Raw genomic sequence first — 12,566 nt, 5'->3', positions numbered from 1 at the left:
TGGGAAGAATCGTGTTAGTATTTTTCATGGAGTCGTCACCTTCCCAATTGTTTGTAGGGGTACAAACATTTTATCGGGTTGACGGCTCTTTTTCTACCATTTAGTGGTTAATCAACAGGCCTGATATAATGTATCCGTAACGGTGTAATCCTCGTGGAAATACTTCATCGTTTGAGTAGTATCCGGGTACGTATAATCCGAATAAGAAAAGACCGAGCTATCGAACTTGAGTTGAAACATTAATTGGGAAAAACCGAGCGGATCGAGGGCGTCCATGTTCGTTAATCCGACTACCAGCGTCATTTCTTCGTCAGCGTTGTAGTACATTAGGGGGGTGGACAGGGAGAACGTAGTAGACTGCTGTGGCGTTGCACTCGCGTGGCCGGCGCCTCCCAATACACACATTACACATAACACAACTGCCAATAAACCTGATGTGAAGCGATGGATAATCTTGCTGACTAGCATTCAGACTCCTCCTGATGATGAACAATTTATATTATACGTTACGAATAATGAGGTAACGGTAATATCGGTGCCGGTCTTTAGCTAAAAGAGCACAGCCTGTGCTTCATCGCTTTCCATACGCTTTGAATCATCCATAAATCAATGCGCATATAAGCAAATTATCAATAATAATAGTTCTATACACCTATTAATTCGCTGCGATTGAGTATATTTTAAGACCATGAGCCTATATATTACCATGTTTTTACTGAAAGTAATAGACAAAATATGTCGAATTTTACGAATATAGCTCGTGTGCAGAACAGAAACATGAACTGTAAAATGGGCTGTAAAAGGCCCCCCTTTCATCAGCAGGAATCCTATAATATAATGGACACAATAGAAGATCGATACAAGTTTCGATAAAGCATCTCGAAGTAGGCACCGTCTAACTTGAGGTGCTTTCCGTGTATATTAGGACCTTTATAAATTTGGGATTGGAGGCAGATTATGAAGCATAAACTCGCAGGCAGGCTCATGAGCCTGATTCCGGATGATATGGATCTCGACAAAGCAGAACCCTTTAGGCACGTCCTCATGAGACAGCTGGCCGAGCCGTTTCCTTATAGGCCATTTCAGCTGCTATTAAGTGAACTGACGGACAAGCAGAAGAAATTTATGGTTGATTTTCTGAATATTAAGATTAAAATCCCCCAGCATCAGCCCTTCCCAGACGCAACCTTTATGCAGCTTCTACGCATGCGTATAAGTAAAAATAATGAGAAAGTCAAAGCGATCCGCTCTATTTTGCCCATGATTCTGCCGCTCTTGAAGGATGCGGATTCCAGCCAAGCGACAGGGCATTTGCAAGCTGAAAGCGAGCTGGTGCAGCAGTATGGGAAATGGCATTACTACTGGTCCCTGCGTTTTTTCCCGATCGAGGATGAGTCCATTCAGCACCGCTTGGCGGAGCTGGATACAGAGCCCGCGAGTCCCCATCCGCAGCAGGCCATAACGCCGGCGGCAAGCCTCATCGCGAGCACCTGCGAAGCGCCGGAAGCCGAAGAAGCGGCAGCAGCTTCGGAAACAGACCCGGAAGCGTTAGGAGCGGAACAGACAAGCGTTTCGGAGATCACAGCGTCTCTTCAATCGGAGAAAGGCAAGGCGCTGGTGGCCAAAGAACGGGAGCTTCGCCAGAAGGCGGAGCTGGAAGCAGAGAAGCTGCGCAAGCAATTGAGACTGCTGGAGAAGAGTCATCAGCGCACCTCTGAGCTATATTCCGGCCTGGAGCATCGTTCCCGGGAGCAGCAAGGACGACTGGGCGCACTGGAAGAGGCTTTGGAGCAAGAGAAGAAGAAAGGCTACGCCCTGGAGCGGACAAAGGTGCAGCTGGAGAGTGAACTGCGGCAATTGAACAAGGGGCTGGAGCAGCAGCAGGAGCGTGAGCACCGGCTTCAGTCGCAGAGCCAGGAGCAGCTGGATGAGCTGAAGGGTAAGATGAAGCTGCTGGAGCAGGAAGTAAGAAGCCGGTCCCGGCCTCAGCTGAGCGCAGAGCAGGTCCTGCAGTTTTTTCAGGAGAAGGCAGGTCAGTACTTCGCGGATGTGGCCAAGGTTCAAGATCCCACCGCCAGAGTCAGCCTGCGTGAAAGAATTAGCAGCACCATGCTCCTGATGAATACGATCGAGACATGGCTTCAAGAGGATATGGCTCCAGCAGATCACCCGGCGACTGAGCAGGCAGAGTCAGCCCCCCAGCCAGACCGCGATCCAGAGCAAGCAGCTTCACCTGTAACTGAAGAGACTCCGGACCCCTCAGCAACTCAGGACGATCCCGCTCCCGAAGACCGTGCCCCGTTCTATTCCGGCACCTTCTACCGGCGAGATCATGGCGGGTATATCGTGCTGGAGCACGGAGAGACCTTCAATATTACGGAATCCATGGTGAACAGCATCGGGCTGGAGCATGAAGCAGAGGTGCAGTGTGAGCCGCAGCAGCGGGAAGACGGAACGACCTCGTATTATATCCGTTTGCTCCTGCAGGGTGATGATTCGCTGGCGCCTGTCCAACAGTTTATGGGCTATGTGAAGCTGGGCGAGCATTTTACATACTATTGTGTAGACGTGAACAATGAGGAGCTGCGGTTTCCGATCCACGAAAAGGATGTCGCGATCCAAGATCCGCAGGACGGCGATCCCTGTCTGTTTAATGTGGCAGTGGATGGCCGGTATGCGCGCTTGTCGAAGCTGTTCACAGCAGCCGAGCTGCCTCAGACAGACCATGCTGTCAAAGCGCGTCCTGCAAGCCGTCCCAAGATGACCCGGGAAGAAGAGCCGGAGCGCTACCTGGAAGGCTGTACCATCGTGATCATCGGCGGGCTGGCCAAGTGGTTCGAGTCTGTCGTCGCAGAGACCGGAGCGAAGCTGGTCCATGACACGGGACGGAGTGCCGAACGAGTACATCCTCACCTGCGCCGCGCCAACGCCCTGTTTATGCTGCTGAGCGCCAATTCCCATGACGCCACAGGCAGCTGCGTTCCGATCGCCAAGGAATGCGGCGTGCCACACTTCAAGATTGAAGGCTCCAAATCCAATCTGCGCAAGCAGCTGTGGGATCATCAGGCGCTCATTCGCAGCAGCCCGCAGCTGGTCGATGGATAAATCAAAAACCCACCGAAGGCACGCAGCCTTTACGGTGGGTTTTTGCTCTTTCCTAAGCACAGCCTCCGCAAGCCCCGGAAAGCTGTTCTCTATTCAGAGGTGATCTAGAATTGCAGCTGTGACCAGCTCTGAATCCGCTCTTCAGCGGTAGGATCGACTTGCTTCAGCTTATTCATGAGGTCGGGATCCCCCTGCTCCTGCTTTTGCAGAGCAGCCAGATACCATGCGGCAATATCCTGCTGCAGGGGCTGTGACAGATCCTCCTGCAGCCCCAGGGCGAGCACGGACGAAGCCTGTTCAGGCTCGTTTATCATATAATTCATTTTGCCGGCGTTTAGAATCATGGTTGGCGTAATTTCAAATGGGCGTCCCTGCATCTGCCCCTCCGGCAGCGTCTTCAAATGCTCCACGCCTTCCTGCACATGCCGGAACGTAGCGATCCCTTCTCTGAAATATTTGTCCTTGGCGTCCAGAGCCCCGGCGCCGAGCGACTGATAGCCCAGCTCAAAGGCCTGGTTGATGATTTTTTCATGCCATTCGATATCCCAGTTGAACTTGTAGGCGTGGCTCGTTAACAGCGCAAAAGCCTTGTCCTGCTGGCCCTTCAGCTCATACGCCTGCATCAGGCGGCTCAGCATCGCTTTGTTGTAGGGCTCATCCTCCAGAGCATCATTCAACAGGGCGATCAGCTGGCTGTAGAATCCTTCATCCTGGGTCTGCTGGTATGCTGTCGAATATAGAGAGGACAGAAGCAGTACAGAATCCGGATGGCTGGAGCGGATCTTCAGATCTTTTTCCAGAACTGTCTTGATCTCTTCGAAAGAGGTGCTGGTCTTGGCGACCTGACGTGCATCCAGCGCTGCGCTGCTGGCTTGTACATACCGGATGGACGTAATAAGCAGCAGGATCAGTCCAATCCCCGCCAGCGCGGCATACACCCCTTTGGCCGTCGAAGGTGACAGCTTCAGCCGGGTGACCGGCTGGTGATCCATCGCCGCCGCCATACCGCCAAGGCCCAGAAAGACGAGAATGCCGATAAACACATAGCTCATATTAAAGTCCAGAATGCTGTGCAGTAGAATCGACAGCACCACGATCATATATAAGAAGTGCGAGCGCTGCTGCGCCTCACCTGACTTGAAATAACCGCGGATATATTTATAGAAGATATACAGGATAAAGGACATAAAGATCAGGAACCCGACAATGCCCACTTCAATGAAATACTGCAGAAAAAAGTTATGGGCCTGGCGGCTCGTATACGGATTGTTCTGGTACTGCTCGTACAGGGCTGCCCAGGCACCGCCGCCTGCTCCAAATATCGGATAATCACCGACCACCTTCATCGCATCCTTATAGAACGTAAAGCGCTCCAGGACACTGTGCTGGTTGAAGTTAATATTGTCGAGACGGGTGCTCAGGTTATCCGGAAGCAGATTTTTGAGGCTCGTTCCAATGAACAACGCGATCAGCAGACCGCCCAGCACCACTGAGCCGATGGGAATCCAGAGTGTGGAGCCTTTGCGGTCACTCCATTTGTGAAAAGCGTTCTCCAGTACTGGAGCAGCATACCGCTGAATGGCCCAGCCGACCAGCCCGACAAGTGCAGAAACGCCGAGTACATATCCCCAGCCCTTCAGAGCACCGCTGCCGCTGAAGCTTTCATTTAACTGCAGGCCCAAATCCGTCACCGGTTTGGAGATGAGCAGCGAGGCTGCCCCGGCCACCCCCAAATGCACCATCCACAAAATTTGCTGGGCGGGCTTCAGGAACAGAAGCAGCAGCACGAACGCCACCGGCAGCATTACCAGTCCCCCGCGGGAGAGCGTCAGCAGCAGGGAGACTATGATGGGAACCAGCATGAAGCTGTGAAAGGCCTGAGCATACGCTTTGCGGGAAGAGGTGATAAAGAACACCGCCGCAAACAAAAAGGCCATCAGAAAAGCCGCATATGTATTTGCGTACTGAAAGACCGAGGTCAGACGTAATCCGTTCGAGTCGGTCATGACCGCATTCGTATAAATACCGTTCGCTACCGTGTTAGAGAACCATTGTGCGATAGCACCGGCGGTTTTGCCTTGGCCAAACCAATGGAGCAGCCCGAAACCAACGATCAGATAAGCCACCGCCATAATCGCAGCCTGAATGATCCGATTCCCCACCGGATGCCGCAGCAGATACAGACCCGTAATGAACAGAATTGCCTGCACACCCTGGATCACGACCATATTCATCGCTAAATAATGCGAGGCCGCCCCGGCCAGCGACACCACATAGCTCAAAGGCAGCAGCAGCACCGCGACCGCGAGCCAATCCCGCTGATCCTCCAAACGGACCTGTTTGAAATACGCTGCAAACCACAGCACACCTATCCCGCAGGCCAGAATCGCAGCCCAGAAGATTGGTCTCTCAAAATCTAGCATCTGACCATTAAACAGCCCCGTCTGAAACGGAGTCCATGCCAAGAAAATCACCATGCCAATAATTAACACCCACTGCAGCGCAGAGGGTTGTTCGACTTCTATCGACCTTTTGGTCGATTTACCGTATACTGGTTTAGACAAAGTTTCCATTCTCCTTTTTGTGAGATACGACAATATTTTACCATATGTCATCTAGTAACGAAATTATTTGATGAAAGCCTTGTTAATAAATAGTAAATAGTAGAGGTATGGTAACCATGAAAGACAACCTATGTGAAAAATTAGAGCTAATTATAAGTTTTACAATAAATGATTTTAAAAAAAGACATCTCGGTTCGTATTTGGGCATGGTTTGGGCTTTTATCCAGCCCTTAATTACCATTCTTTTATTCTGGTTTGTATTCCAAGTAGGTTTTCGTAGTACACCGATTCATGACGTCCCTTTTATACTGTGGCTCTCTTGCGCTATGGTACCTTGGAATTTCTTCTCAGATGCTTTTCAATCTTCAACAAGCTCCATCATTGATAATAATTATTTGGTGAAAAAAGTAGTTTTTAAATTGGATATTTTACCTGTTATTAAGATTTTATCTGCTCTATTCGTCCATTTGTTTTTTTTGGTGTTTTTAGTAACGATGTTTCTTATTTATGGTTATGGATTCTCGATTTATAACATTCAAGTTATCTACTACCTGTTAGCTTCTATATTGTTAGTTCTAGGAATTTCCTGGATAACGAGTTCTTTGGTTTTATTCCTTATGGATACTGCGCAAATCGTAGCTATGCTTATGCAATTTGGCTTTTGGCTGACACCGATCTTTTATCCACTAACTATGGTCCCGGAAAAACTGCACTTTTTCTTTAAATTAAATCCTATGTACTATATAACTAACGGATATAGAAATGCTTTTATATATAAAACATGGTTTTGGCAGGAACCACTGCTTACATTGTATTTTTGGACAATAACCGCAGTGCTACTAGTATTCGGATATAAGATTTTCAAAAAATTACAGCCACATTTTGCTGATGTGATATAAAAGGAGTCGTTATGGATCAAAAAAAATGGGCTGTACAAGTATCTGATGTAACCAAAGTGTATAAGCTTTACTCAAAACCTTCCGACAGACTAAAGGAAATCATATTAAGAAAATCGCGGCATCAGTCATTTAAGGCCCTAGATAATATAAGCTTCAATATCAAACAAAATGAGTGCCTCGGTATAATCGGTAAAAATGGCTCTGGAAAGTCAACTTTACTAAAGATAATAACAGGCGTTCTTACACCTACTAATGGATATATGGAAGTTAACGGAAGAATATCTGCTCTTCTTGAACTAGGGGCAGGCTTTAATCCTGAGCTCTCGGGTATGGAGAATATATTCATGAACGCCACAATAATGGGAATCTCTAAGCACGAGATTGAGTCGAAATTGGAAGAAATTCTGAGTTTTGCTGAGATTGGTGATTTTATTCATCAACCAGTAAAAACATATTCTAGTGGGATGTTTGTCAGATTAGCATTCGCAGTCGCAATAAATGTAGACCCGGAAATATTAATTGTTGACGAAGCTTTAAGCGTCGGCGACATCAGATTTCAACAGAAGTGTTTCAGGAAAATTGATGAACTGAAAAAAAACAAAACGGTTATTTTTGTATCGCATGATATGGCTGTAATCAATAAATACTGCGATCGCGTTATATGGATAAATGAAGGCAAAGTAGTTGATGAGGGAACACCAAAAGAAATCTCAAAAAAATATCAGGCATTTATGATTGGGGCATCTTATAGAGGGCACGATTTTTCTGTTCATTCAGTCAATAAGCAGGGGACGAACGCAAGTGATTTACTGGATGTAATAGCCCCATTCTCAAACCAGCTGGATATTATGGGTGACGAAACTGCAATTATCACTGGCATGGCAATTGTTGACCCTAAGACTAATGAAAGAACGATGGTCGTTGAATGTGGGGAGACGGTTTCAATTTTAATTAAACTTGATGTGTTATTGCGGATAGAGAACCCAATCATCGGAGTAACGATTAAAGATAGACTAGGGAATGTAATCACTCAGACCAACAGTTATATTTTAGGCGAGGAAATCGGCTGTCTTGAACCAAGTTCTGATTATGTTTTTGGATTCGAATTTGATTTTCCGTATATTAATCATGGGCAGTACACAGTTTCTCCTGCAATAGCGTCTGGAACACAGACGGATCATAAGCAGCATAGTTGGGTCCATGATGCTTCTATTATTGAAGTCCTTCCTCAGGGATATGAAGGTTTGAGTGGGATTGTATTATTGCAAGACGTGTCCTTTAAAGTGTTGACCGGGAGGTAAAATGTAATGGAGTTTACTGGTGAACGTTATATACCTGATCAAACAGATGAAGATGTAGAAATAGAACATATGCAGCGATACAACTCAATAAAAGAGCTAATTAAAGGCAAAGTGGTTTTAGATGCTGCTTGTGGAGAAGGATACGGAGCAAGGTTGCTCTCCACTTCTGCCCGAGAAGTTCATGGAGTTGATATTGATCAACAAACAATCGAGTTGGCCAAGCGAAATTACAGAGGAATCGAAAATCTTCACTTTCAAGCTTCTCAAGTTCAAAACATGCCATACAAAGAGTGTTACTTTGATGTTGTAGTCTCCTTTGAGACACTTGAGCATATGGATGAAGATTCACAAGAATCTTTCATTTTAGAAATTAAGAGAGTACTCAAACAGGACGGCATTTTTATTATTTCAACACCTAATAAAAAATACTATAGTGATATTCCTAATTATTTAAATCCCTTTCATGTAAAGGAATTATATAGAGAAGAATTCGACAGTTTGCTTAACAAGAGTTTTAACTACGTAATTCACTATTCTCAAAATTTCGAAGTCGTTGCAATGATTAACCATATGGACGATAACAGTGCTAGTTATATTAACTTAGATAATTCTAACAACGACTTTGAGAAATATATGATCGCAGTATGTTCAGATGTCAAAACAAACGCACCTAGTCTGAATTCTGTGAAGTTATACAAGGGGAAATATAATTTTATGACAGACAGGATTCTGCAGCTCCAAGATGAGGTAGATGAACGTAATAATCATATTGGTACTTTAGATAAGGAAATTGCTTTTTTGCGTAAAAAATTTGAGAATGCGCATCAACTAAAGACAGAAATAAATAATGTTGCTTCTGTTTTAGAACAGGCTAATCAATTATTGACGAGAGAAGTTAGCAAAAATAATGAACAAGAAAAAGAAAGAGTTAGGGTTGAGTTGCAAAATCAAGAGCTTATGGAGAAACTTGAAGAATTTGAGTCGCTAAATTATGAACTTCAAACAGAGCTGAGCCAATATAAAGAACAGTCCACGCTCACTATTAATCTAGAAAGGCACATAGAACAACTGTTGGAACAAGAACGTAAACTGCATAACATATACAATTCTGGAGGGTGGAAGCTCTTAGAAAATTACTATAAGATGAGAGACTGGGTATTCCCATTAAAAAGCAAGAGAAGGCTTATAGCAAAGTTAGCTTTTAAAGTCTTTAAAAATCCATCAAAATTTTTAAGTAAGATGAATAAAACAAATTTCAAAAAATTCAAATACTATTTAAAGGCTGAAGATGGCAGACAGCTTGAAAATAGAATCAACGATTTTTTCGAAAGGCACTCGGAGCATAAACCGAGTCGGCAAATAAAATTATTTAATGAATTAGACTTCAATAAAATAGATTTTGAACCATACAAAAACCCTAAAGTATCTATCATTATACCTGTATTTAACCAATGGGAATATACATATTCTTGTTTACTTTCAATCAAAGAGAACACTTCTGATGTGACCTATGAAGTTATCGTGGCCGATGACATGTCTACTGATGAAACCATCCGCATTGGTAATTTTATTTCCAATGTGACTGTTGTCCGAGATGGTGAAAACAGAGGGTTCCTGCTGAATTGTAACCATGCAGCTGAACAAGCAAGAGGAGAGTATATCTTCTTCTTAAATAATGATACTAATGTTCAACCAGGTTGGTTGAGCTCGTTGGTAGGTCTCGTTGAATCAGATACTTCTATAGGTATGGTTGGATCCAAACTGATTTACCCCGATGGGCGTCAGCAGGAAGCAGGCGGAATCATCTGGAATGATGCTAGCGGTTGGAACTACGGTAGATTGGATGACCCCGATAAAGCAGAATATAACTATATTAAAGAAGTGGATTATATTTCAGGCGCAGCCGTATTAATTCGTCATACACTTTGGAAAGAAATTGGCGGCTTTGACGAAAGGTATGTTCCGGCCTATTTCGAAGATACGGACTTAGCATTTGAAGTGAGAAACCTAGGCTATAAGGTAGTATTTCAGCCTCAATCCGTAATCGTCCATTTTGAAGGGGTTTCACATGGTACAGACACCAATAGCGGTGTGAAAAAGTACCAGATTGACAATAAAATGAAGTTTTTTGAAAAATGGAGCCAAGTGTTGAATTCTGAACATTTTCCGAATAGTGAGGATGTATTCTGGGCTAGGGACAGATCAAGAAATAAGCCGACCGTAGTAATTGTTGATCATTACGTGCCTCATTACGATAAAGATGCAGGTGGTCGTTGTACCTACTTCTACATTAAACTCATGGTGTCATTAGGGTTTCACGTTGTATTTATAGGAGACAACTTTTTTCGTCATGAACCATACACTAGTGAACTCCAACAGATGGGGGTTGAAGTGCTATATGGGAACGATTATGCGAAGAACATAAACAAGTGGATTAAAACGAACGGAAAGTACATTGACTACGTTTATTTGAATCGACCGCATATATCGATTAAGTATATAGATCTTTTCAAACAACACACAAATGCAAAAATTATTTACTTTGGTCATGATCTTCACTATATTCGTGAGTTGAGAAACTATGAACTGACTAAGAATCTAAGTCTTCTAAAATCCTCGGAAGAATGGAAGGAGATCGAATTCACACTGTTTGAGAAAGCGGATGTTATTCACGTTGTAGGCTCATACGAGCAGGAGGTTCTCAAGAGGGAATTTCCTGATAAACCTATCCGAAATATTCCTTTATTCCCGTATGAATCGCTATATAGCGAACATCATAATATTCCGCGATTTAACGAACGAAAAGACCTGTTGTTTGTCGGGGGATTTAACCACAAGCCTAATTATGACGGGATCATGTGGTTTTTGAATGATATTTTTCCGTCAATTACTCAGTCCATCCCGGATCTGAAGATATTTATTGTGGGATCTAATCCACCTGATGAATTAAAAGAGAAATCGAAAAAAAATATAATAGTTACTGGATTTGTAACCGATGAAGAGTTGGAAGGGTATTATAGAAGATCTAAAGTGGTTGTTGTTCCTTTGCGATTTGGCGCTGGAGTAAAAGGTAAAGTGGTAGAAAGCCTGTATTATCAAGTGCCTGTTGTAACGACTAGCATCGGAGCAGAAGGTTTGCTTGAGAATGATAATGTAATGTCCATATCTGACACTCCTATAGAATTGGCTGAAGCAGTTATTAATCTCTACACTTTTGAAAATCAGTGGGAGGAGTATTCTATCCGATCAAAATCATATGTAAAAGAACACTTCACACTGGAGTCAGCAAAAAACATCTTATCATTAGATATGATGGTTCAGGAGACGGCTAAATGATAAATGTAGTTTTATGTGGTGGGAATGGCACAAGGTTATGGCCGTTATCAAGATCACTATTTCCAAAGCAATTTAATAAAATGATCCAAAACCGTTCACTATTCCAATTGACTGTAGAAAGAAATCAATCGTTCTGCGATAAAACGATAGTAGTCTCCAACGAAGAACATTATTTTTTAGCTCTGGATCACCTGGATGAAATAAATGGTCATGCAGAGAAGTTTGTACTCGAACCTATAGGTAGAAACACAGCGCCTGCAATAGCTTTGGCTTGTTTGTCACTTGATGAGCAGGAGCTAGTACTTGTAACTCCGTCCGACCATATTGTTCGAAATGAAGAGGAGTACGCACGCTGCATTGAAGAGGCGGAGAAAATAGCTAGAACCGACCATCTAGTTACATTTGGCATTCATCCAACATACGCGGAGACCGGTTATGGATATATTGAAGCTGAGGGTGGATATGTAAAATCATTTAAAGAAAAGCCTGATGAGGACACAGCTAAACAATACATTCTCAAAGGCAATTATTATTGGAATAGTGGCATGTTTATGTTTAAGTCAGGGGTTTTCTTATCAGAGCTAAAAAGACACTCGCCAGAAATATACGAAGCTTCAGTAGCTGCTTTTCAGGGTGCACAAAATCATTATGACACGATACGAATATGTAAGGAGGATATGGATTCAATACCTTCGGATAGCATTGACTATGCAGTAATGGAGCGAAGTGAATTGGTGAGGATGGTTAGTGCTAATATTGGCTGGTCTGATATGGGGAGTTTTGAATCGTTTTATGATGAACTCCCGAAAGATGATCAAGGAAATACTGTATCGGATAATTATATGGGTCTCAATTCGTCCAATAATCTTATTTTAAGTGAGGATCGGCTCATTGCTGCAATTGATGTAAATGATCTTATTATTGTGGATACGGCTGATGCATTACTAGTATCTAGGAAAGGATCATCTCATAAAGTTAAAGAAATTGTACAAGATTTGAGAAAGCGAAATTCAGATCTTTGTGATTCTCATGTAACTGCTTACAGGCCTTGGGGTCATCATACTATTCTTGATGCCGAGCCTAGCTACAAAATAAAGAAAGTGGTCGTGAAACCAGGACATAAAACCAAACTTCAGAAACACTATCATAGAAACGAACACTGGATTGTTGTCAGTGGTACGGCGCTTATAACAGTTAATGGTGAACAAAGACTTTTAAGAACGAATGAATCAACATTCATACGTATGGGTGATGAGCACCGCCTTGAAAACCCTGGTAAAATCAACCTTCATCTGATTGAAGTACAGGTGGGTGAGTATGTGGGGGAAGATGACGTAGTGAGAAATTAAGTGATGAGGATA

Annotated in this window: 7 protein-coding genes; 5 read left to right on the top strand and 2 right to left on the bottom strand. The window is 43.7% G+C overall.

What is annotated here, in order from left to right; translation table 11 throughout:
- Window positions 1–111: 111 nt before the first annotated feature.
- Window positions 112–468, bottom strand: a complete 357-nt coding sequence (locus ACH6EH_RS19345) for a hypothetical protein (RefSeq protein ID WP_397333475.1) — start codon at window positions 466–468, stop codon at window positions 112–114.
- Between the two features lie 489 nt (window positions 469–957).
- Here ACH6EH_RS19345 and ACH6EH_RS19340 point away from each other — a divergent pair, with 489 nt between their 5' ends.
- Complete coding sequence (locus ACH6EH_RS19340) at window positions 958–3,105, top strand: hypothetical protein (RefSeq protein WP_397333474.1); 2,148 nt, start codon at window positions 958–960, stop codon at window positions 3,103–3,105.
- Window positions 3,106–3,209: 104 nt separating this feature from the next.
- Here ACH6EH_RS19340 and ACH6EH_RS19335 read toward each other — a convergent pair whose 3' ends face one another.
- Window positions 3,210–5,669 (bottom strand): Wzy polymerase domain-containing protein, encoded by a 2,460-nt coding sequence (locus ACH6EH_RS19335; RefSeq protein WP_397333473.1) that lies wholly within the window; start codon window positions 5,667–5,669, stop codon window positions 3,210–3,212.
- Window positions 5,670–5,776: 107 nt separating this feature from the next.
- Here ACH6EH_RS19335 and ACH6EH_RS19330 point away from each other — a divergent pair, with 107 nt between their 5' ends.
- The 4 genes from ACH6EH_RS19330 to ACH6EH_RS19315 are packed head-to-tail and all read left to right on the top strand — an operon-like array spanning window position 5,777 to window position 12,554.
- Window positions 5,777–6,568 carry an ABC transporter permease gene (locus tag ACH6EH_RS19330; protein WP_397333472.1) on the top strand — a complete coding sequence of 264 codons (792 nt, stop codon included), beginning with the start codon at window positions 5,777–5,779 and terminating at the stop codon, window positions 6,566–6,568.
- Window positions 6,569–6,579: 11 nt separating this feature from the next.
- Window positions 6,580–7,869 carry an ABC transporter ATP-binding protein gene (locus tag ACH6EH_RS19325; RefSeq protein WP_397333471.1) on the top strand — a complete coding sequence of 430 codons (1,290 nt, stop codon included), beginning with the start codon at window positions 6,580–6,582 and terminating at the stop codon, window positions 7,867–7,869.
- Between the two features lie 6 nt (window positions 7,870–7,875).
- Window positions 7,876–11,205, top strand: a complete 3,330-nt coding sequence (locus ACH6EH_RS19320) for a glycosyltransferase (RefSeq protein ID WP_397333470.1) — start codon at window positions 7,876–7,878, stop codon at window positions 11,203–11,205.
- Window positions 11,202–12,554 carry a mannose-1-phosphate guanylyltransferase/mannose-6-phosphate isomerase gene (locus ACH6EH_RS19315; protein ID WP_397333469.1) on the top strand — a complete coding sequence of 451 codons (1,353 nt, stop codon included), beginning with the start codon at window positions 11,202–11,204 and terminating at the stop codon, window positions 12,552–12,554. The genes ACH6EH_RS19320 and ACH6EH_RS19315 overlap by 4 nt, the downstream gene beginning before the upstream one ends.
- Window positions 12,555–12,566: the final 12 nt, after the last annotated feature.

Origin of the sequence: Paenibacillus sp. JSM ZJ436 (assembly GCF_044383795.1) — a bacterium.
GTDB lineage: Bacteria > Bacillota > Bacilli > Paenibacillales > Paenibacillaceae > Paenibacillus_AQ > Paenibacillus_AQ algicola.
The sequence above is the reverse complement of the archived record's forward strand: the minus strand, read 5'-3'. Positions and strand labels throughout refer to the sequence as shown.

Bases quoted from the DNA above. Each gene is read 5' to 3' on its own strand.
- ACH6EH_RS19345 (WP_397333475.1), bottom strand. From the start codon at position 468: ATGCTAGTCAGCAAGATTATCCATCGCTTCACATCAGGTTTATTGGCA.
- ACH6EH_RS19340 (WP_397333474.1), top strand. From the start codon at position 958: ATGAAGCATAAACTCGCAGGCAGGCTCATGAGCCTGATTCCGGATGAT.
- ACH6EH_RS19330 (WP_397333472.1), top strand. From the start codon at position 5,777: ATGGTAACCATGAAAGACAACCTATGTGAAAAATTAGAGCTAATTATA.
- ACH6EH_RS19325 (WP_397333471.1), top strand. From the start codon at position 6,580: ATGGATCAAAAAAAATGGGCTGTACAAGTATCTGATGTAACCAAAGTG.
- ACH6EH_RS19320 (WP_397333470.1), top strand. From the start codon at position 7,876: ATGGAGTTTACTGGTGAACGTTATATACCTGATCAAACAGATGAAGAT.
- ACH6EH_RS19315 (WP_397333469.1), top strand. From the start codon at position 11,202: ATGATAAATGTAGTTTTATGTGGTGGGAATGGCACAAGGTTATGGCCG.